The sequence below is a fragment of the Rubripirellula tenax genome, assembly GCF_007860125.1.
GTDB classification, from domain to species: Bacteria; Planctomycetota; Planctomycetia; order Pirellulales; family Pirellulaceae; genus Rubripirellula; species Rubripirellula tenax.
On the sequence record NZ_SJPW01000005.1, the window covers coordinates 542,300 to 564,157 of the forward strand.

Consider the following 21,858-nt stretch of genomic DNA (forward strand, 5'->3'; position numbering starts at 1 on the left):
TGCGGAAGAGCCCTCTTTATCAAGAGCTTGCTTCTTCGGTTAAGTGACCGAATAGTGTTTCCGGGGGGAGGAAGACTATCTTACGTTGCAGCGATGTCGACAAATTGAGAGAGGATGATACGGGAATCATCGTCAATCCATACGAAATCGCGGAACTGTTGCATCCTTGTTTTCAGCTTCGACGCGTCCATTTGCGACAAATCCATCCCTAGTCTCAGCTTCGCAGTTGCGATTGCAAGCAGGTAAATCAGGGCCCAAGTCTCACGCGGAAAACAATGATGCTCCGACAGTTGTTCGCTCTTTCGTTTGCCGCTTCGCTTTGCGATCTTGCGAGCTCGATCGAGGGACTCCAGTGACTCACTTTTCGACAGGATCCAATCGTTGAGAATCATGTTGCCATCGGCCTGAATTGGCTCGCCAAATATGATGCGAACCTCTGTCGAAAGCATGCCATTCCAAGCTTCCTGGAGGTCGGCGACCGTTTTGAATAGATGGTCCGCGGGAATTCCAGCGAGCTCAAATGACGCTGATGCGCACGATGCCTCGACCATTCCGATGGATTCCTCAAACTCGATTCGCAGTCCGCCCTTCGCCGCCAATCCAAATAGCATTTCGCGTGCTTCATTCTCTACGTCGGCGAGGCTCTTTTGGCTTGTGCCCGAAGGTAGGTACTGCTGTATCGCAGTTACAAAGTGTCGTTGGATCATTCGCTTCACGGTGACCCATGCGTTTCCAACTGCTTTCGGACTATCAATCTGAAGCTTGCTGGCAAGTTCCGAGTACGAGGGTGGGGCGACTCCTTGCATACCCGGCCGAAGTATTAGTTCAACGAATACGTTCCATTTGTCGGTGTGTCCGTTGGCAAGGCACTCAGTGCGTACTTGCTTGAGTACTTGGTCGAGTAAGTGATTCGACCAAACCGCGTCAAATTCGATTTGGTCCGACTCTGCGTCTTCCGGTTCCCAGCCTTCCAGTTGTTCAAACGCAACATTGGCCCGCTCCTGTTTTGCTGCTGCCGAACGGTAACGATTGATAAAGTGGAAGCTAAGCGATTTCGAAAGATAACGCCGAAACGACGAATCCTCCTTCGACTCACGCACCAACAAATACTTGGAAATCAGATTTTGTTCAGGTGCAGGTTGAATCACCTTGGTGAGCCAAAAGTCCTGGACGATCTCGCGCGCGTCATCCTCTGATTGTTTTTTGGTTAGGATCAGGAATCGAGCGAGCGGTTCTGTATACGCCTCGCAGAATCGCTCTAGGTATTCCTTGCGGGTGCCGTCATCCTGGCCAGCGACGCCAAAAAGCACGGACATCATGGTTGATTCTGTATTGCTCAGAAACATGGACCTACCCCATCAAACTTAAAGCGAAAGAAATTCATCGGATTCCCAACCGTAACGGATTCGGCGTTCTTCGTCATGATCCTGCCCATCCGTCAGATCGAACAGCAGATCGACGACTTCAGCTTTCAGAACCCTTGCTACGCCAAAGTCGTCGTCACCGTCACCGTCCCAATCGCCGACCAACGCACGGTCTGTCGACAAACCGAATATCGAACTCTGTTCCGCGGACTCGCCGTCACCGGCGATGTCCATGTACCATCGCAGAAATCCGTTTTCGTTTCTCGCGACGCCGAAGTCGGTTCGTCCATTGCCGTCGAAGTCGCCTGGTACGATCTGATCGCCAATGTTTCCGAACCGCTTGACATCTTCGGCAGCGAACCCAGCACGATCATAGTCGACATACCAGTCCAGGCCGCCCGTCCAATGATTCTCGCGAACCACCGCGACATCCGTTTCTCCGTCCCCATTGAAGTCGCCTGCGACCGCTTTGTCGCCTAGCAGCCCAAAATGTCGCGTCGCGTCGAGAGTTCCGTTGGCCGAGTAGTCAAAGTACCAGTCGAGCATGCCGCTTGCATGGTTGTTGCGGACCACAGCAAGGTCAGTGGATCCGTCACCGTTGAAGTCGCCGGTCAGCGGCGTATCCCCTGCCAATCCAAAGGATACAGTTCGCTCGGCGGAGCCCCCGTCACCTCCGTCGATAAACCACGTGCCGTTTCGGAATACGGCTGCATGGGCATCCACCAGCGGTGAATCATCGTTGAGAAGCGTAACACCCATATGCGGATTGGGAACGTGAACCCAGTCAGGTGCCGTCAGGCTGACGTGAAAGTACTCGTCCGATTCCACGAGGTTGTCACCGACGATGGGAATATCGAGTGTTACCTCGGTTTGACCAGCGGGAATGATCACTCGACCTGCCTTCAATTGAAAGTCTTCGCCTTCGACCGCTGCCCCCCAAGCACCTCCGGTTTTCGGGGCATATTGGATTTCAACGCCGTAGTTGGTTGGGTTGGAGAGCCGGAACGTAGCGCGGGCAGTACGAGCACCTCCATTTCCCTCGGCCTCGCGAACGTGTTCGAACGTTAGTTGGGTTGGAATCGGTGGCGGCGCATCGTCATCGTCAACGATCGTCACGTTCGTATAATTTCGAGCCGCTACTCTGGCATTTTGGATCGGTGTCACGAGAACTTGAAAAGTCTCTCGACTCGAGTCGTTGTAATTCGTGTCGCCATAAACTTTGACCTCGACACGTTGAGTATGCGTTTCGCCAGGTTGCCAGACGAGCAATTTATCGACCGCCTCGTAATCCACGCCAGCGGTGGGATTCCGTGCCAAGCTTCGCGTTTGAACTCGAACGACAGTTCGTTCGCTGGACGGTGACGTGGGTTTGTAGTCAAAGCTAAGTGTTTGATACCCAACGTCACCTTCGTTGACGATGACGTTATTGGTTAAAGAATCCACGGTAGTAAACGGCTTTGCGTCGTCGTTAATTATCGAGACTCGATTGCTGCCCCACGGCGAGCTAAAAGTGGATTCGTTTAGACGAGCCCTTACGGTTAGGTACTCGTGCCCTTCGTACTTTCCGTCGCCAAAGACTTTAATGGGAACGTCGATGTGGCTGCGACCGGCTGGAATGGTGAATTCACGCGAATAGCCTTCAAAGTCGTTGTCTGAACGCTTGGCTGTTCCATCAGAAACCGTGACCAGCACTCGGACCGGTTGGCTGAGGGATCCGCTGCGACTGACCGTGACGCTCGTCGTGGCTGTTTGACCCAACGCCCCCTCAGTCACTGTACCTGGTCCGACGGTGATTGAGATGGGCCGGCCAATATACGCCGACGAGGCGGAGGCCGTTTTGGCAATTGCATTCGAGGCGGAGCCTGCCACCACGGAAGACTCGACCGACGCGTGACTCGTCATCGCATCGTCGATCGCGGCAGCCATCATTTGTCGCTTCTCCAAGGATTCAATCGCCGAGAATCGTGGTCGCCTTCGTTTTGGGTATCGTGTCATCAGGTTCTTCTTTTAGTTGGTAGGGAACGACTTTACCCTGAGGACACTCCGAGCTCTCGATCGCTGCGCGACTTCGCGAAAATAATCTTCTAGCTCTCGACAGATTCGCCTGCTGGGAAGCGAGACGACCAATACGCTAGAGCTTGTCAGGCAAAGCGGGCCCGGAAAATCCACGGCCTCCTGCCACCGCTCTGCGGCGCATGCCCATTTTCGGTACAATTTCAGTAGGTAGTCTGGGCTATTTGCTCTCAAAAACCACCATCAGCTTGATCGAATAGTCACACACTGATCCGCCATGAAAGCACTGGAATGAAGGAGTTGCCGGAAAACGAACTTCACTTTGTCGCGAAAGAAGATGACTCAGAGTCCAGCCGGAAGACATCCGCATTCATCGCGAACGATTTTTTCAGTGAAGAAGACAATCTTGGAGGTCGAGCGGGAACCGATGAATCTCCTCCGGCGGCTCCCGAAATTGCCGGGCAAGTGATTGGTGGCTACCGAATCGTCCGCGAAATCGGCCGAGGCGGCATGGGAGTGGTTTATCTAGCAAACCACATCGGGCTTGATCGTGATGTCGCACTGAAGGTGATTTCCCGCGGGCAGTTCGCAAATGACCTGGACCGAAAGCGTTTTGCGGCAGAGGGAAGAGCCGTCGCTCGGCTCGACCATCCACTAATCGCCTCGGTGTATGAGGTTGGCGAGGACAATGGGCACCAGTTCATGGCGATGCAATTCATTGCGGGCCATTCGCTCAACGAGTGCGTCGCGACTCGTTCATTTTCTCCAACTGAAGCCGCTCGGATCGCCCGCGACATCGCGACGGCCATGGCTTACGCTCATGGCAAAGGAGTCATCCATCGCGACCTGAAGCCGTCAAATGTCATGCTCGACGACAATGGCAGTGTCCACGTCCTCGATTTCGGCTTGGCCAAAGCGATCGGACATGATGAAACGATGACACGATCCGGCCAAATCATGGGCACGCCAGCATTCATGTCACCTGAGCAAGCTGGAGGTATGTCAAAGGCCGTTGGCCCTGAAGCGGATATTTACGCCATTGGTGCAACGCTTTACCAGTTACTGACGGGCCAACCACCGTTTCGGGGCGATAGCGTTTTGAAAACATTGGAGATGGTTCGACTGCAACCGGCCCCATCGCTACGTTCATCGAATCGAAATATTCCTACCGACCTCAGTATTGTCTGTGGCGTTTGCCTGCAAAAATCTCCAGATGATAGGTACCGATCAGCGGGTGATTTGGCAGAAGACCTGGATCGCTTTTTGAATCATAGGCCAATCCTGGCGAAGCCAACCCCTCTTCGAATCCGGTTGATGCGATGGTGCCAGCGGAACCCGCTACCGACAATATTTATGGCATCTGTGACTGGCTTGCTGGCGTTGGTTTCGAACCTGTATTTCGAGGCGACGGCAAACGCGGAACGAGCACGACTGAGCCACCGCAAGCAGGTGCAAACGATCAACGAACTGTTTGTGGAAATCGGTTCGTCTGATCTTCGCAACGTCCCTAATTCTCACACTGTGCGACGCGAACTGCTCCAAAAAGCAAACGCTTTTTATACAGAGGCAAGTAACCGCGATGAAGTCTACGGAGATCTGGATGAACTAATGATCCAGGCTAAGACTCAAATGGCTAGCCTACTCGGTGAACTTGCGAAATCGGAAACCGAACGAGATGCTGCAATTCGTGATCTTGAAGCATCAGCGACGCGTCTTCGGGACATTGTCACAAACCCGAAATCTGTTTCGACAAGCTCTGTGCATGAGACCATTGAAACGTATGCGATTACGCCAGAAGCTAAAAAGGCTTGGGCGAATATGAGCGGAACGATCAACGACGATCTGTTAATTGAGACAGCTCGCCTATCTTCTTTGACAGACAATCTCACGATTCAAATAGGTCTTTGGCGAAGCAATCCATCAAAACAGGTTGAACTCGCTAGACAAGCTGTAAAAATTCGTGAGCAGCTTGTAAAAAGAGTGCCGGGCAGTGAGTGGTTCTTGAGACGCCACGCAGGGGCGCTCCACAACTTGGCAACTGCAACCAGAGCGTTAGCCATGCGTGGCAATTCACTTGAACTGCTCATTGAATCGCTTGAGACAATAAAGAAATCGCAAGCAATTCGAGAGACGTTGATGGAAATCGACGATAAAGAGAAGCTGAGACTTGAACTGGCAAAAGGTTACTATGAAACAGCGGCCATCGAATCAGAGATTGCTCTGCATGACCCAGGCGAATCCGTCGACATAGCGGGTGCGATCAAATCGTATCAACATGCGGCGGAAATCTTCAAATCGCTTTCAAAGTCTCAAAACCTGTCGCTCGAAGCCGACTTCCAGGCCGCCATCACACTTCGTGAAATGACCCTATGTCGCCAAAACGCATCTCTCGAAGCTGCGTTACCCTTGGGTACAGTTGAGCGAGCGTCATGCCGCTTTGACATTATTGGGGCTTGCGAGATTCTAAACCGACTTCGAGCACAGAATCCTGCGATAACGCGGTACGCGCATGAATATTTCTACTCACGGGCAATTTACTTCTCGCTTGTCGAGAAGGACTTCATGCAGACGAAGACGGGAGAAGGTGTTGAGCCACGTTGGTCGCTCGAGAGCCAGAAGATCGACGCTGAATTGCGACAGTCGTTCGCACTCTACCGAGACAGCTCGCCAAATGAGACCGATTGGCTCTTGCAATTCGCACGCGAGGCAATTTTGTACGCCTACAAAGCGAATGACTTCGCGCGAGCAATCGAATGGAGCCGACGCCACAAGATTGAAATGGACCGTTATGGACAGCAGATCAGTGACGAGGCCAGAGAAGACTTCGAAATGCTTCACGATGCTTTGGAGCAACAATTGGGCGGCGTTTAAAAAACTCGATTGAACTGGACGCTTAATTCGCTATCAAACACACGATCATCGCCTCCGCGAAGTGGTTGGACATAGCCGAAACGCAACGATGAGAGTCCGAAAGCAAGATGTGAACCAACGGTAAAATTCAGATGGTCGCTACGGTTCGAAAGATTTGAAACGCTTACGTTCTGAATAAAAAACGAATCTGCAACCGAGTCAGAATCTTGAAGAGTGGTCGTGTAGTGGAGTTCACTTACAATCGCCACACCGTCCAAAAGTGTGCTGCCCGGTGTCGTCCAAACCCAACGACCTGCACCAGCAGAAAGTATCAGCAGGGTTTGGTCATTAATCTTGCCGTCGGCTGAACGAGCAACTTGATCTCGTCGAAAAGTGTTTCCATTGAGGGCGACATCAAGCGAGCTGAAAACATTTACAAACCATTGGTCAAACCGTTCTTCATACGCCAGGAATGGCTGCACAAAAAATGCGTCGTTGCTGACTCGATACTGAAGACCGTTTCCTTGAAACGCAAAGTCGCTTCCGGTAGGGATATCGAGACCAATACCGCCACTCAGGGCAAAATCTTCGTTGCTCAAAAACAGAAACTTCAGCTTCCCATTAAGGTTTCCGATCCGGCCTCCTTCCGAACCAAAGTTGGGAGTGTCGAGTGCAAGCTGATTGGCAAACGGCATACGGATATCAATGGATGCCAAACCGTCGGCGAACGTTTTCTCAAAACTAAGGGTGTACTGATGCAAATCAATCGTCTTGGTATCCGGCAAAACGCGAAATCGACTGGCATCCGCAGTCAATGCGTCGAAGTAGACCTGATAGGTGAAGATGATTCGATCCTGTGGCAACGCTCGATTGTTCGCCGCCACCTTCAGTCGCCTTGCACCCGCCCCCAGCGACAAATCGGATGTTGCAATCAGGCCATCGTTTACCACGACAGTCAGCGGTGCAGACGGGCTGTCCGAAAACATCTGGGGCTGGAGGCGACGTCGAGCATTGATGCTCGAAAAACGGGAGATCAAGTCTTGAGTCGGAGAGAATCGTGAGCTTGTGAGCGACCTACTTCGGGACGAGCTACCGAGCTGTCGTAATGCCCCATCACTCAGGAAGTTTGGCGTTGGGATCTCCAAAACATCACCTCCTTGATTCAACGATTCAAACGGAGGCAGCGGATCGCCAAACGCGGGGATTTGCCCATCCACAGAGAGCGTACTGTCATTGAAAAGCTCAGTTTGCGCAGACAATCTGTCGCTCAAAGTGAAGACAGCAAAAAGCAAACAAATCCGCAAAAACATCGTGTTTTGCAATCTCCAACGGAACACATGACCCACGCAAACGCTGCAACAGAGCCGCTTAGCCTAACCTCAACCGAGGGTGATAAACCGTGAACCGAGCCTGAAGCAAGATCAAGTTCAGAAAACGCGTCTTTTTCGTTGCTAAGCCCCAGTCCACTTCTGCCAAAGTTGGTCGCGTAACGTCCCCCACAGGCAGTTCAATCCGGGCAATGCGATCAAGCGGAGAGACTCTCGATCGCCGCTTTGCGCGATGACTGAAACTGAACATCAACCAAATTTGTTGAACGGAAGCCAGAAACCTACTTGTCAATCTGAATCCCCGAGCAATTCGTCTAAGATGCCCATTGTTGCAACGATCAGTGTAATCTTTCGATCACGATCTGGTTTGCTTCGCATCAGATCAGCGAACAGCGCGTCGTATTCTCTTTCCTGACGCGACAGAATTGAGTTCTCGTAAGGTCGATAAATGCCGTTGTCACTCTGGTAAAACTCCGTTTCGGGATCAATCGACTTGCGAAGCTGCTCAAACGTTGCTTGGTGTTGCTGTATTTTTTTAATTGGATAGTCCCTGAGCTCGATTGCATCCTGAACCAATGCAGTCCTGGTTTGTGCGAGATCAAATCCCAGCTTATGTGCTTTCTCAAGCAGTTCCCGGGCCTTGATTGCATCCATCTCGGTGCCAACTCCCAATGCGTAGCACAAACCAAGCGACACTTGTGCCTGCGCAAGTCCTTGTCCTGCTGAAGCATCGAAAAGCCGAAAGGCGACCGCATCATTCGCAGGAACGTAAATTCCTTGGCGATAAAACTTTGCAAGCAGGTATTGTGCCTGCGATAAGTTTTGGTCGGCAGCAGCCTGACAATAGAGTAGTGATTTTTGTCCATCTGTGTTGGTTCCCTGCCCGTGATGGAACATCATCGCGACGGCAAACTGCGATTCGGCATGTCCTTTCTCGGCAGCGAATAGGAAATGGTGAAATGCTTCATCAAAATTTGAGACACTCAGGCTCTGCTTGCCCCGCAGATATGCTGATTGAACATCGACTTCGGGCGCAGACCAGTCGGACACAATCAGTTCATGAGATCCGCTGTCATGTGGCTCGGATTCTCTCATCATTGCGTCGCTTTTCGCAGCAAGATGCTCACCCAGACGCTCGCCCTTTGGATCGCTTATTACTAACTGGTGAGCTTGGCTATCAACCATCGGCCGAGGGCAACCTGCGACCAGCAATAGTCCGACCGCAAATATTTGGAAATAATTTGTGCGCATTGAGAGCTATTCGATGACTAAGAGTTTGTGCTTGAACTAGCGACTCTTCAATTGCTCTTCTAGGTGTATGCAAAAATGCAGGGCGTTAAAGGACATTTCAAGGATCTCATCCATTACTTCCAAGTGGCATCCGTCTTGCTTCGCTTCAGCGACCCGTTTCTTTAACAGTTCGAATTCGACAAAGTGTTTCTGTTTTGCCAGTTTGATGACTCGCCTTGCGGTTTGTGGAACACGGCACAACGCAATTGCAAGCTGGCCCCGCAGATTCTTGCTGCCAATGAGTCCAGGATGCTCCCATTTTTCTGCCGCGTACAACAAGGAAAAGTGATTCTTTGGGAAAAGACGCAAGCCGAGCTCGATAGCCAAAAAGCCATCAAATGATTTCGCTTGGATGCATAGCAATCCAAACAGAAGAAGGCTGTCTGGATCCTGGTTGTCAATTCGCAGGCAGTGTTGAACGGAAACGAGAACTAGAGCGTAAATGCTGGTCGTGCGATCGGAGTCTGCACGGACCTCCTCCTCGGGCCTTCCAGGCTTTCCTTCGACAATAAACACGTCGTTGTAGGACAAGTACTGTTGAGCGACAGAAAGGTACGCGGTTCCGGCCATCGCGACGACATAACACGTCGTAAAATCTTTCTCATTACCATCAAGGGCCGAGCGAATATTTTTCTCAAATTCCTTCCCCTCCTTAAGCAATTGTTGCGTTTGCCTTTGGTTTGAGAACCCGCCGTTCTTCTTGAAACGCATTTTGCATTGTTCAAAACGAATCAGAGATTCCAACGTGTTGGTCACCGAGGCGGAATCGAGCATCTCTAGCGTACGCGACGCAGTTTCGAAGTCACAACTACCGATACTGTCGAACACCTTGTGGACCACTCGCATGTCATGATCGCGTTCTCTCGGATCTTCTGCATAAGCAGGATGTAGCATTAGTTCGAGAAGAAAGAACAGGATTGAAAGAAAAGTTGTTCTAGTCATTTGAGTTCGCAATATTGAATTGAGTTCGGAAATTTAATACGTCAAGTCGAATCGAATGGTCTTGGTTTCGAGCGGTGTACGCTTGTTAAAAATAGAATCAGACTGTCCGCAGGTACGCTGATGAGACGATTCCAGCAAACAGGTCGCTGTTCCGTCCAAGCTGAATGGTGGCGACACCGGTCTTCTCGAAATAGTCCAAGCGGATTTCTTTAGATTCCGATACGGTCGGCGTAAACGCTCTACTGAGCAATTGCCTCTGCGGTTGCAAACGAAATGCGCCCGCTTCGCCCCTCGTCGCTGACATGGATTGTTTTCAAACAGCGTGGTTGACTAGCGTTGGCATCTTTTCATTCAAGCATGTGCGTTGAATAGTTAAGTTCGACATCGACCATATGCATTTGAAGCGCTCTTTCGGTCGCGTTGCCAGTCATCCAACCGACTTGGTCGTTCAACAAGAAAGCATCATCACCGCGGTGCAAGTGGTGATCTTGTGTGATCAGCTTCGCTTCTTGCAATGCTTGGCCGCAGTCGTCGATGACCAAGCCATAGACGCCTTGAAACGTTTCCGTCGAGCCAGCAACTTCCCATTGTTCCCACAAGACGATGTTCTTGTCCTCACCGACACGCACCATTTTCGGACGCTCCGCATGAAGACCAGATTCGGAAGAATACGCGGTTAACCATCGAAGTCTGTTCTCGTGAACTTCGCCATTTGATGTCACGGTCAGTCGATCCGGAAGGCTTGGATCAATGCTGCCGTCTTCTTTGCTGAAGCGAGTGATGGCCAAGTTGCGTGGCCCGCTGATCAATTCCGCTTGATCAGAGAGCGGTTCGGTCGTGCTCGTGTTTTCCGTTGAGAATATGGCCATGTGGCCGTAACTTGAGTCGGCCACCGCTACGATGTCACCAAGCCTAGTCCTTGTATTATTTTCTCCCAGATCTCCCTTGATATCAAAGAGCGGCAAAGATTTGCTTTGAGTGTTTCCTGATTGCGTTTCGTAATCGCTCCCGACGACAATGGAGCGTGGATAGGCGTCGCCAAGGTGCGTTTCAAGCATTCCCTCGCCATCGTGAAGCAAACGTTGGTCGAATGAGTGACTAGCCCAGATCGTACTGACTCGCGTGACTTCACCATTGTCTGCATCAAGTCGTGTTGACCTTGCCATCTGATGTCGCACTCCAGCAATATTCCAATCGGGATCTGTGTTCGAGCTGTGTACAATCGCTACTTCGCCACCTCCCACGGCAAGCCGTGAGCTACCCGCGACCATCGGATTCACTATCATCAGAGCATTTTCGTCTGCTTCTTTCCGAGCAGTATCTAAATCAGTATTGAATAGAACGTCTCCCTTATCGTCCAGCTTGACGACCCGCACCACATCGGTCCGGTAGGTCTCCAACGCTGGAAAGGTTGCATTGACACGGGAGTTTTCGTCTACACCAGTCGCATAGTAGCGGTTGCCCTCTTCGTCGGTGTCCAAGCCCATGATTCGATCCAGCATCGGCAGGTCATTTCGGATTTGGTCAATCGCATACCCATCGGGTGTGGGCACAACGCGGAACAAAACTGCATCCCACTCTGTTTCCGGATCGTAGTCTCGTGCAAGAACGTCAAGCGAATCACCGTTGGATGAGACAATAATCTCAGGGGTCTTTCCGTAGTTGCCTGCCCAGCTTGCAGGCCCCGTTAGGTCCTGTTCATTTGCGTCGAATGGGATGAGGACGTTTGAAACCGAAAGATGTTTTAGCCCGTTGACATCTTCGGGGATGGAGGGATTTTGCGAGGATGGCGTTTGTCGGTCATCTAACGGCTTCAGGTATTCCGTCGAAATGACACCGTCAAACAAACTATTGGCCCATCCGAGCTGCACTGTTGCTGCACCGGTTTTCTCGAAGTACTCAAGACGGATTGATCTGGGGCCAGTGGCGGATGGCGTGAAGGTTCCAGTGACCGTTTGTCGTTGCGGTTGCCATGAATCAATTACAAGCTCGTCGCCGATCCAGAGGCGCACTCCGTCGTCGGCAAACAGATTGAATGTGTACTGCTCGAGTGTGGGGAAGAAGATGTCGCCTTCCCATCTGGCGTTGAAGTAGTCGGCTGAGACAATGTCGACTGGCTTGCCGAGCCCCCACTCGTGATCGACGGTTGCTTCGAATCGCTGCTCAATGATTTGCGGGGCTACCTCGCCTGGAAAACCAGGCATGTAGCTTGCGAGCAATCCACCACCGCCGAACTGTTCTCGGCCAGCCAGATCGAAGTCCTCAAACCGACGTGAGTAGTTCACCGTGTCCCATTTGTACTGGTTGACGAAGCGATCATGGAGATCTTCGCCCGCAGCGATGCTTGCGGAGTCGACAAGGTTGCTAATGGCTGAGTCAACGTCGGTCATGTCGGGTCGCTGGGCGACTTCTTGCCAAAAACGCTTCAAAAACTCCAGTTCGCCGTAGTCGCGTGCTAGATCAAGCATGATTTCGGCGAAGTAATCCATCGTTCCCACGTTGCCGCCGGCGGTCGATGGATCGTTGTAAAGCGAACCTTCAAAATCCAAAAACACGCTGTCGAAAGTCGCTTCGGGATTTGCTTTGTAGTTCGTCAGCCAGCGGTCCATGGAAGCTCGGAATTCCGGCGTGCCAGCGCCGTCTTGTGGCCCGCTGAATGGGATATCTGCAAACTCACTGATGGCCCGTTCCATCAATATCGGAAAGCCGTTGACCATAAAGTCACCCGATCCACGAGTGGATCGGTCTTGACGCAGTTCGTTGAACTCAAGCTTGGATTGGTAGAACCAAAAGTTACGTCCCATCTCGTAGAAGAAGATGTGGTCTGGTTTGCCCGTTTCCGCGGACTCAATGACGGCGTTGTCAAAGAAGTCGGTGTCGATTTCGATACCACGAGCACCGAGATAACCGCACCCCGCGCCACAGGTTTGATCGACTTGAGCGATGATGGTCTTCCCAATTGAAAGCCCATTGTCGACAGGATCACGTCCAGTGGTTTCGCGGTAAATTTCGTAGCCGCGATCAATTTGGCGAATCAATCTGTTGATGTCATTCTGGGCGAGGTCAGGGGACTTCGCCAGTAAAATAACGTGCTCACCTTCGTAGGCGTAGAGAGATGATTGTTCGCCTTGGAATGATGTATATTCAACCAGATCCGGTGCTTCGGCGGGCGGATTGAGCTGGCTGTGCAGAAAGTTGATTACCTGTAAGGCATCAAGCGCGGAGATGTGACCGTCTCGTGAGACATCCGCTAGCCAATCGAATTCTGCTTCGATGGGGCCTGCATCTGTCGAATTCTGGTTGATAGCGTTGATTACATGCAACGCGTCGACTGCGGAAACCCAACCATCGTTGTTGACATCGTACCGCTGTTCATTTGCGGAGTCCTGTCGGTCCTGCGAAATAAACTGAACCGATTCGGTGTTCGCAATCGCTCCGATGGTTGCTGCCAATGATCGCTCGACGACCAAACTGTCATCATCCCCGCCGAGATCAATCACCACGCGGTCAACATCGCTGAAGGTAAGTTCACGATCGCCATCTTGAATCGTGAGTGAAGACGAGTCACCCGCAAGTGAGATATCGTCTTTTCTTTCTGTACCAGTGATCACGAGTTCGGAAATGGTTCTTCCTGCTTCGATTCGCTCACGTCTTGCGGCTTCAACTTGGCTGACTGGGACGATTGGTGGTTGTTCGGAATCACCTGAGTTCGAATTAGCGATCACACGAATGTCATCGAGCTGCCTTCTCATCGGCGTTGCGGGGTCAACGCCTCGCATGGTAATCGGACCTCCGACCCAAAAACTCTCAGGACGATCAGCAATTGAATCAGCCCATGTCATTCCTTCGCGTCGGATCTCTTCGTATCCATTCACCCACACTACGAGCGAACCATCGGACTGCCCCGGAGTGTTGAATGTGACGTTGTAACGAATGTCGATCCATTCTTCTGGCGAAAGCATGAACTCAAAGCGGTCAGTCGTGCCGTTCTTCTCCGCGTAAAACACTAGCTGGTAGTAGCTGCTCCCGTCCGCGTTTCGGTAAGCATGTAGCTCGTTTTGAAAATTGTGTAGCGTGGGTGCTCCCACCGGCGCGATGAGCCTAGATAGTTTGACACCGACAAAGTCATGCGCCGACGACGAGTCTCTTGGGATATCATCGGGGAACCTGACTCGGAAAGAAAGTTCGACCGAGTCAACTGCACCGAAGGTACTGCCTAGCAGCGTGCCAGTCTCATTCCGATCGAAAGTCGATTGGTATGCGAACTCACCAGGGGAAACCTCCGCGATCCCGTGCGAAACGGCGTTGGAATAAACCGGATTGAATCCATCCAGCGATTGATCCTGGAAATCCTCCGAAATCAGGACATCGCCCGCGAACAGCTCGCGAGAGCAAAGCTTCTCTAGCAAGAGTCGTTTTGGTTTGGGTTTTCTCGTTTTCGGCTTACGGGTCAACATGGCTGTCCTCGGTGATTTCGGGCGGATACACCGTGGGGACACGGTTACCGAATGACCGCTGCGCGACAATCCTGAAATTGTTCCTGAGATTTCTCCTCGTTCGTTCGTTTGATAGCAGTTTGTGGCTATCTCTACCGGTTTTCCAGACCGTCAAAAAATCCGTGGATTTCATTAATTCGCCGCGCAGTGACACCCCACTTAGGTTGTTCCAATCCTGAATCAGCCAGATTTCGATCGCATGGGGCGCATTCCGAAATCGGCGTCACGCAAATGCTGTAAACTGCCGGTTCAAGTTGCTGTGTTATGAGCGTCTTCAGTTTTGCAGCTCATCAATTGTGGGGTCCAGCGGTAGTCATCGGTGGCCGTCCTTCGTCGGAAGTCGCTTAGGTTTCTCATCGCTTGGCCCCATTGATCTGGTATGACTTGGCAGCGAACCTACAACATCGATTCGGCATACTCAGCCTTCCAAAACATTGCGTTGCTTTTCAATCGCAAATTGATCACTCGGCGGATACTACTTTCAATCGCACCACTGCCGCAGGGTAAACCTTTCGCTCGGAATGAGACGTAACTCAGACGTCCCGTTTCTCCATGACGCCTCAGGTACGCGAGCTCAGTCTCAAGCTCGGCGATTGGTTTCTCCTCACACTGAAGTCCCGAGAGTTCTTCAACGACTTGACGCCATTGCGAAGTAGCGTTCGGTGCTGACGATACAACGGGTTGCGTTCGTCTTTGGATAACCCCTGTGCCGCCAACGCCTGGGAGATATGGTGCACCCCGTGGCAACAGTCGAGCACCTCAGTCGTCGGCAGTTCGTCAAGCCCGGCCAGACGCGAGATCGCCTCGATCCGATCCCAGATCCAAGGAGCCCCGCCGGCAACAAACGTCACGCTTTCCGCTTTGGCCGCACCGAGACGATGAAGGTGCATGGCAATCATTTCTGCGATCGCGTCGGGACCGAGAAGCGTTAGGTCGATCGTCGCTTTGGTCTGCTTGACCATTTTTCCGGCGTCGTCATGAATAAAGTTGGTGACTAGCTTCGGTTCACGCCAGTCCGTCGGATACGTGCGTTTGGCTTTCTTGCGAGAGCGTCCTGGTGCGTCGTCTATTAAGAGCCCGTCTTCGTTGACCCGCTCGGCCATCGTGGTTTTCACCGCCATTTGACCGCGTATTTTCATTCTTCCTCCATCGATCTGCACTGAAACTCGCTTTCCCACCAGCTCATCGCCAGCGGGAAGCTTTCCTTCTCGCATCAACTCAATCCAGTGCTTTCGCATCGCCAGTAAACCTTCACCACACTGGTATGCCACGCGTTTGACCGCCTTGGCGTCAAGTTCAACGCCTTCACGCTGGAGTTCTTTGTGCGCGAAGTCGATCGAAGGACAGAGAGCAACTTTCCTAGCGACTCGGCTCTGTAATCCAGTCGTTACGCCGCCGCCATCACCGTGTCGGGCCCGGTCGATCCCAAGAGCGTGGTCGGAAAAATCAATGCTCCGATCCGAGCCTGGGTTGGTGAAAACGATCACGACCTGAACAAGAACAAGCGGTGCATTGCCCTGGCCAAGGCATTGAAGGACAGCGGTCTCGACATCGAACTGGTCGTCGTGAAAGGCGCCGGCCATGCCTGCCACGGCGTTCCCACCGGTGACCCGAAAGTTCACCAATGGTTGTTTTCACAACAGCGACCACGCTAAAGATTCGGTCTGTCGTGCAAGGACGATGGACACAAATCCGTGCAAAACATTTGCGTAGATTCGTGGCAAGAATCTGGCTAAATCGACAAACCGTTGAAGACTTCCGCTACACGTAAAACCGTCAGTTGTTGTTCATACGATTCTTACCTGACGTCGCCGCGCAGGAGCAAGTACCAAATGCCTTTTCCGCTGCGTTCAAATCAATCCGCTTCAAACGGTTCATGGACGTGTTTGTCAAAACGATTCACAAGTGCCTCAAATTCTGACAAGAACGTTGGGTCGGCATCTATCGGATAGCGCAACGAAACCGCGAGGACACCGTCTAACTTCGGTGAGTAGGGTGCCATCAAATGGTCAACGAAGTAGTGCCGATTGATTTTTACAGGCAAGACAAGCTGCCCACGGACGTTGCCGCTTCGTGTTGCGATCGTGCAGTAGATCCCATCTGAATTCGGACCAATTTCTTCTCTCGCATCCTGCCAACCACCATCGAGAAAGCTCTCATGAATCCAAAACTTCCTGGTTCGGTGGCCGAATGTCAACGTGTGATCTTCATACTTAACAACGCAGCCCTCGTAGTAACGACTTACAAGGGTTTGGATCTGCGTCTGAAACTCGGTGAGGTCAGGCTCCCATTCTCTCCAAACTTTATCGGGAACAGGATTGTCCCAAACGCTGGATCCGTTTTTTTGCGGTTCATCTGCGTGTAGCAAGGTGGGAAACGCAAGAAGCAAGAGCAGCCTGACAGCAATCGATCGTTTCATTTCAACTTTTTGCTGGAAGTGATTGTCCGTGAGTGGCCGTCCGAGGTTGCGACAATCTGGTAACTTGTTTGTCTACTATCGGATTGGATTGGGCTCAGGAAAGTTATCGCGGCCAGAGCAATGCGTTGTCAAGAAAATTCACAAGAGTGATTTGCCTTGTTGGGGCCCCGCGACGCCGCTGGCGGGGACCCTGAAGACGCAAAGGTCCCTCGCCAGCGGCCTCACTAGGCCATAATCGCCACAGCCGGTACGACCGGCCCTTCTCCCTAGGCCGCAAGGCTTTTCTATCCGGCAAAGTTGCCGAATTGACTCAAGTTTGCCTAACCAGCGTGCTAGGTTTTTTTGCAAGCCTTCCTCAACTGTCGGGCCTGCCGAAACGCCGGGGGGCGAATTCGGCGTGACGGGTCCGACTGTCAAACAACATCCATCGCACGGGATTTTCATAGCATGGCCATCTCCAAAGCAGCGTCTGACAAAGCGACTTCGACCACCGAAGAAAACGTCATCACCCTCGATCGCCGAGGCAACGAACGACGCGGTGGAGATTCCGAAGCCGTCGACACGGGCGTGATGAAGAGCCCACGCCGCAAACAGCAACGTCGCCGTCACATCGACCCGACGACTTGCGAACGTGACTACAGCGGCCAAGAAATCGAGTTCATGAAGGCCATGGACGATTACAAACGAGACTCGGGACGCATGTTCCCAACTTGCAGCGAAGTGCTGGAAGTCATCCGCAGCCTCGGCTACTGCCAATTGACCGACGACCAAGCCGACCAACTCGGACTGGTTGCCGACCCGGCCTACGAAGCCGAATCGAACGAAGAATCACTCGACGACGACTTCGACGACGAAGCGTAATCGAGTCGGCATCACAGTCTGTTTTTGACAGACCGTTGACACCGAATGACATAGCGAACAGCCTGGACTCTTGGCGCGCGTATAGAATCGCGACGGGTTCCGGGCTGTTCTCGTTTTGTAAAGCAAGCAACGTTGCCAAGATCGCTCCACATCCTCGCTCGCGCTGCTGCCTACGCATGGGCATCGCCCTACACGGTCTTCGGCATCACGATCGGGTTGCTATTGGGTGGCCGGTTTCAGCGCGTCGATGGAGTGATTGAGATTCACGGCCGGGGCATCGCCGCCGGACTCTCGCGCATGCTGGTGCCCGCGATGGCGATGACGCTGGGCCATGTCGTTCTGGGCCGCGACCTAACATGTTTGGCCACCAGTCGCAAACACGAACGTGTTCACGTTCGACAATACGAACGATGGGGAATCGCGTTCGTGCCGGCTTACATCGCGTTCTGGTTAGTGCTTTCGCTTCGCGGTCGCGACGGATATCGCGACAACCCATTCGAGATCGAAGCGTACGCGGTTGACGATCTAACCACAACAAAAGAACCGATCACCAACTCGCGATAGGTAGCTCGGCCTTCAACTCCTGCATCGCCCCGGTCAACTGTTCCATCAGTTCTTTCTTGCCGAGGTTCGCTTCCAAAGGCGTGCCCACAAACATGTCGCAAAAGAATGGAACCAGGATTGCTTCCCCCTTGGGCAGCGCCTTGCCCAGCCCGTGCATGAACACCGGAGTGATCGGAACGTCCGGATGCCGCTTGGCCAGGTGCGCGATGCCGCTTTGAAACTCGGTCATCTGTTCCGGTTCGCCGCGGCTTCCCTCGGGAAACAACAACACGATCGCGCCGGCCCGCAGCGCCTCGGAAATCGGTTCCAGCGGATGCTTGCCGTCCTCGCGGCGCGCTCGCGTGCGGTCAATCGGAATGATGCCGACGATGCGAGTCGAGAACCAACGGCGCAGCGGACGCGTCAAAAAATAGTCCGCCGCCGCAACCGGACGCACGCGACCGAGTCGATCCAGCCCCAGAACATTCATCAGCGCGAACGTATCCAAGTGGCTGTTGTGATTGGCAACGATGATCGCAGGCCCCGACTGGGGCAACTGCGCAACGCGTCGGACGTTCGTGCCCAACACGATCATCATCAGCGGGCGAACCACCAACGCAAAGAACGCATAACGCAGCGGTCGATTGACTGTATTTTCCATCAACCGTACATGTAGTAAACGAAGTGAAAGAATAACGGTGCCGTGAACACCAACGAATCGACTCGATCCAGAACGCCGCCGTGCCCGGGCAACGTCGCGCCAAAGTCTTTGATATTCAAATCTCGCTTCAGCGCCGACATGCACAAGTCACCCGCAAAACCGGCAAGTCCGATGACGACGCCGGCGATCAACGAACGGGGCAGATCCATCAACGTCAATCGAGGCCCGATGATCGCCGCGACAACGACCGTGGTCACCACACCCCCGACCAAACCGGACCAAGTCTTGCCCGGGCTGACCAGCGGAGCCACCTTGGCACCGCCGATCGACTTGCCCCAAAGATACTGAAAAATATCGTTCAGTTCCGTCATCAGAATCAAAAACACCAACAACCCCGGCCCGGGACTGGTCTCGGCAATCGTCGACGGAAACTCGGCCGCCACGCGCGCCGTTTCGCCCGGCGACATGACCAACAAGAACGCGGCGTGTGACAGGCTGAACACCGTGATCATCAACGCCCAGTGCAACGAACCGGCTGCACGCAAAAACCCGTCGGTTTGTCCGATCATCCACATCCGCGTCGGCAACCACACAAACATCATCACCGGAATGAACACGATAAACATCCCGTACCAACCGCTGGCGGCAAGCCAATACTGAATCGGGACGGCAAGATAGGCGTAGAAAAGCACCCGCCGATCGGCGCGGCGTGTCGGCGTCATCGACAAAAACTCCTTGAGCGCCAAAAAGCTGACAAACCCAAAGAAACCGATCGCCGCATTCGTCGACCACATCAACGACAACGAGAAAACACCGACGATCGCCCACCACGTCCAGACGCGACATCGCAATTCGTGAAAGTCACGATCCGGTTTCAACTGCTTCAACCCAATCGTGATCGCGCTGGACACCGCCAACGCCGAAAACAGGCAAAGGAGTGTCGTGCGGACTTCGGGCGCGAGGTGATTCATCATGGCGTGGTCTTTGTGAGAGTCTAAGAAGATAGATCCTCCGCCGGCAAAAATCTGCGCCGCGCGGCAAGATAGTTAGGCTCTTAAGCTGAACATCGCCGATTTCGGCCTCGATACAGCATGATAGGAAGACATCCGCCGATGAACCCATCCAAATCGCCCGTCCATGGCACCGTCTCTCACGATCGCGTTTCGTTCGCCGATGCGACAAAGGTCGCGTTGGTGACATCGGCGCTGTTCTTGCTGCTGTATGGTGGCGCGTCGTATGTGACCAGCCTGCGGAGCGACGTCGGCACCTGGTATTACGACTGGGAGCGATGGATTCCCTTCGTACCGATCATGATCGTGCCTTATATGTCGATCGATCTGTTCTTTGTGGCGGCACCGTTTCTGTGTCGCGACCGAAAAGAACTGAAAGTCTTGGCGTTGCGACTGTCGGCCGTCGTCATCGCGGCCGCCATCTGTTTCCTGTTGTTCCCGTTGCAGTTGGCGGTGGAGCGTCCTATCGCGACGGGTTTCTTCGGTGGCATCTACAACTGGTTCACCGCCATGGACCGGCCTTACAACCTGTGCCCGTCGATGCACATCGCACTTCGAACCGTGTTGGCGGTTCACTTTGCCAAACACAGTCCGAATCGAATCGTGCGAGTCGTATCGCACTTCTGGTTCTTCCTGATCGGATGCTCGACGCTGTTGCTCTACCAACACCATGTCATCGATGTGGTCGGCGGTTTTGTGCTGGCGGTCTTGGTGATGTATTTCATCGATGGGCGAGCGTGGAAAACACCGCACAAAGGTGGACGCGGATTCGCGATCGGCTACGCGATACTGGCGCTTGGGTTTGGATTGCCCATCGTCTGGATACCGGCGCTCGGTTGGCTAACGCTGTGGCCTGCGATTGCCTGCGCGATCGTTGCGGTGGGTTACGCATGGCTGGGACCGTCGGTGTATCGCCGCGAAGCCGGCCGGATCAGTTGGGCGGCCAAGATCGTGCTGGGGCCGGTGCTTGCGGCGCAGTGGTTGTCGTGGAAGTACTACGCACGCCAGTCGGCGATGATCGACCATGTCGCCGATGGCGTTTGGATCGGCCGACATGTAACCGAGACCGAAGCAAGTGATATCGTCGGCAAAAAGGTCTCGGCCGTCATCGATGTCTGCAACGCATTCGACGAACCCGAATCGCTTCGAGGCATCACGCGTCTAGAGCTTCCGATCTTGGACCTAACCGCGCCCACGCGGACACAACTCGACCAAGCCGTCGCCTTCATCCTGCAACACCACCACGACGGAGTACTGGTACATTGCAAAGCCGGATACTCACGCAGCGTCGCCATCGTCGCCGCGTGGTTGATCCAAACCGAACGAGCAACATCGGCCGAGGACGCCTTCACGATGATCCAATCCGCGCGACCCGCCGTCGTGATTCGCCCCGAGGTACGCCGACTCTTTGAAACGAATTGATCGCCCACCATGCCCAGCGTCTACGACTTAAAACCCAAGTTTCAAAACCTACTGCGGCCGATCTGCACACGAATGGCGGCTGCCGGTATGACAGCGAATCAAGTCACGATCGGCGCGGTCGTGCTCTCGTTCATAGGCGGCGGATTGATCGCAGCCTATCCGGACCAGTGGTGGGCGCTAGCGGCGATGCCGATCATCTTGCTGGTCCGCATGGCACTGAACGCGATCGATGGGATGTTGGCCCGCGAATTTGGAATGAAAAGTCGTCTAGGCGCCGTGCTGAACGAACTAGGCGACGTGATCAGCGACGTGGCCTTATACCTACCCGTTGCGTTAGTCCCAAACGTTCCAATGTGGGGCGTCGTCGCGTTCGTCTTACAAGCCGTGATTGTCGAATTCGCCGGAGTCGTCGCCATCCAAATCGGCAGCCCCCGAGGCTACGCCGGCCCGATGGGAAAAAGCGATCGAGCATTCTGGATGGGAACATTCGCAACGCTATTAGCACTCGACTGGATCAGCCCCACCGGCACCACGATCTACCTAACGGCTTTAACACTACTCGGGGTCGGCACAGTCATCCGAAGAACTCGGATCGCGCTGAGTGAAGGTGCTAACTGACGATCCAAGACCGGTGTCTTAACAAACAGTGAGCAGCAGCG

16 protein-coding genes are annotated in these 21,858 nt (G+C 53.3%); 6 read left to right on the forward strand and 10 right to left on the reverse strand.

Translation table 11 applies throughout. The features are described from left to right. Positions 1-80: 80 nt before the first annotated feature. Both Poly51_RS20405 and Poly51_RS20410 read right to left on the reverse strand, forming a co-directional pair. Positions 81-1,319, reverse strand: a complete 1,239-nt coding sequence (locus Poly51_RS20405; protein ID WP_146459622.1) for a hypothetical protein — start codon at positions 1,317-1,319, stop codon at positions 81-83. 45 nt (positions 1,320-1,364) lie between these two features. Further along, on the reverse strand, positions 1,365-3,359 hold the full coding sequence (locus Poly51_RS20410) for a Calx-beta domain-containing protein (RefSeq protein ID WP_146459623.1): 1,995 nt from the start codon (positions 3,357-3,359) through the stop codon (positions 1,365-1,367). A 309-nt stretch (positions 3,360-3,668) separates the two neighbouring features. Between Poly51_RS20410 and Poly51_RS20415 the strand changes: the two genes are divergently transcribed. Continuing rightward, positions 3,669-6,248 carry a serine/threonine protein kinase gene (locus tag Poly51_RS20415; RefSeq protein WP_146459624.1) on the forward strand — a complete coding sequence of 860 codons (2,580 nt, stop codon included), beginning with the start codon at positions 3,669-3,671 and terminating at the stop codon, positions 6,246-6,248. Here the strand turns inward: Poly51_RS20415 and Poly51_RS20420 are convergent. The 5 genes from Poly51_RS20420 to Poly51_RS30620 all read right to left on the reverse strand — a co-directional run bounded on the left by Poly51_RS20420 (position 6,245) and on the right by Poly51_RS30620 (position 15,554). Next, complete coding sequence (locus Poly51_RS20420) at positions 6,245-7,042, reverse strand: hypothetical protein (RefSeq protein ID WP_146459625.1); 798 nt, start codon at positions 7,040-7,042, stop codon at positions 6,245-6,247. The two genes, Poly51_RS20415 and Poly51_RS20420, sit on opposite strands and share 4 nt — an antisense overlap. Positions 7,043-7,843: 801 nt before the next feature. Then, positions 7,844-8,806, reverse strand: coding sequence for a tetratricopeptide repeat protein (locus Poly51_RS20425; protein WP_146459626.1), 963 nt, complete (start codon positions 8,804-8,806; stop codon positions 7,844-7,846). Between the two features lie 36 nt (positions 8,807-8,842). Further along, positions 8,843-9,787: a hypothetical protein gene (locus tag Poly51_RS20430; protein WP_146459627.1), complete on the reverse strand. Its 945-nt coding sequence runs from the start codon at positions 9,785-9,787 to the stop codon at positions 8,843-8,845. Between the two features lie 347 nt (positions 9,788-10,134). Continuing rightward, positions 10,135-14,244: a PA14 domain-containing protein gene (locus Poly51_RS20435; RefSeq protein ID WP_146459628.1), complete on the reverse strand. Its 4,110-nt coding sequence runs from the start codon at positions 14,242-14,244 to the stop codon at positions 10,135-10,137. A gap of 599 nt (positions 14,245-14,843) precedes the next feature. Then, positions 14,844-15,554, reverse strand: a complete 711-nt coding sequence (locus tag Poly51_RS30620) for a hypothetical protein (RefSeq protein ID WP_222435898.1) — start codon at positions 15,552-15,554, stop codon at positions 14,844-14,846. 162 nt (positions 15,555-15,716) lie between these two features. On the opposite strand from Poly51_RS30620, the gene Poly51_RS31865 reads away from it, so the two are divergent. Continuing rightward, entirely contained in the window at positions 15,717-15,938 is a 222-nt protein-coding gene (locus Poly51_RS31865; RefSeq protein WP_390621798.1) for a dienelactone hydrolase family protein, read from the forward strand. Positions 15,939-16,138: 200 nt separating this feature from the next. Here Poly51_RS31865 and Poly51_RS20445 read toward each other — a convergent pair whose 3' ends face one another. Continuing rightward, positions 16,139-16,702: a hypothetical protein gene (locus Poly51_RS20445; protein ID WP_146459629.1), complete on the reverse strand. Its 564-nt coding sequence runs from the start codon at positions 16,700-16,702 to the stop codon at positions 16,139-16,141. A gap of 447 nt (positions 16,703-17,149) precedes the next feature. Between Poly51_RS20445 and Poly51_RS20450 the strand changes: the two genes are divergently transcribed. Beyond that, on the forward strand, positions 17,150-17,563 hold the full coding sequence (locus Poly51_RS20450) for a hypothetical protein (protein WP_246114643.1): 414 nt from the start codon (positions 17,150-17,152) through the stop codon (positions 17,561-17,563). Between the two features lie 132 nt (positions 17,564-17,695). Beyond that, a complete protein-coding gene (locus Poly51_RS20455) occupies positions 17,696-18,127 on the forward strand; it encodes a hypothetical protein (protein WP_246114644.1) in 432 nt (143 codons plus the stop codon). On the opposite strand, the gene Poly51_RS20460 is transcribed toward Poly51_RS20455, so the two are convergent. Both Poly51_RS20460 and Poly51_RS20465 read right to left on the reverse strand, forming a co-directional pair. Next, positions 18,111-18,767 (reverse strand): lysophospholipid acyltransferase family protein, encoded by a 657-nt coding sequence (locus Poly51_RS20460; protein WP_146459630.1) that lies wholly within the window; start codon positions 18,765-18,767, stop codon positions 18,111-18,113. The two genes, Poly51_RS20455 and Poly51_RS20460, sit on opposite strands and share 17 nt — an antisense overlap. Beyond that, positions 18,767-19,741 carry a phosphatidate cytidylyltransferase gene (locus tag Poly51_RS20465; protein ID WP_246114645.1) on the reverse strand — a complete coding sequence of 325 codons (975 nt, stop codon included), beginning with the start codon at positions 19,739-19,741 and terminating at the stop codon, positions 18,767-18,769. Before Poly51_RS20465 ends, Poly51_RS20460 begins: the two co-directional genes overlap by 1 nt. A 138-nt stretch (positions 19,742-19,879) precedes the next feature. On the opposite strand from Poly51_RS20465, the gene Poly51_RS20470 reads away from it, so the two are divergent. Then, entirely contained in the window at positions 19,880-21,199 is a 1,320-nt protein-coding gene (locus tag Poly51_RS20470) for a phosphatase PAP2/dual specificity phosphatase family protein (RefSeq protein ID WP_186775691.1), read from the forward strand. A gap of 9 nt (positions 21,200-21,208) precedes the next feature. Next, complete coding sequence (locus Poly51_RS20475) at positions 21,209-21,817, forward strand: CDP-alcohol phosphatidyltransferase family protein (protein ID WP_146459632.1); 609 nt, start codon at positions 21,209-21,211, stop codon at positions 21,815-21,817. Positions 21,818-21,858: the final 41 nt, after the last annotated feature.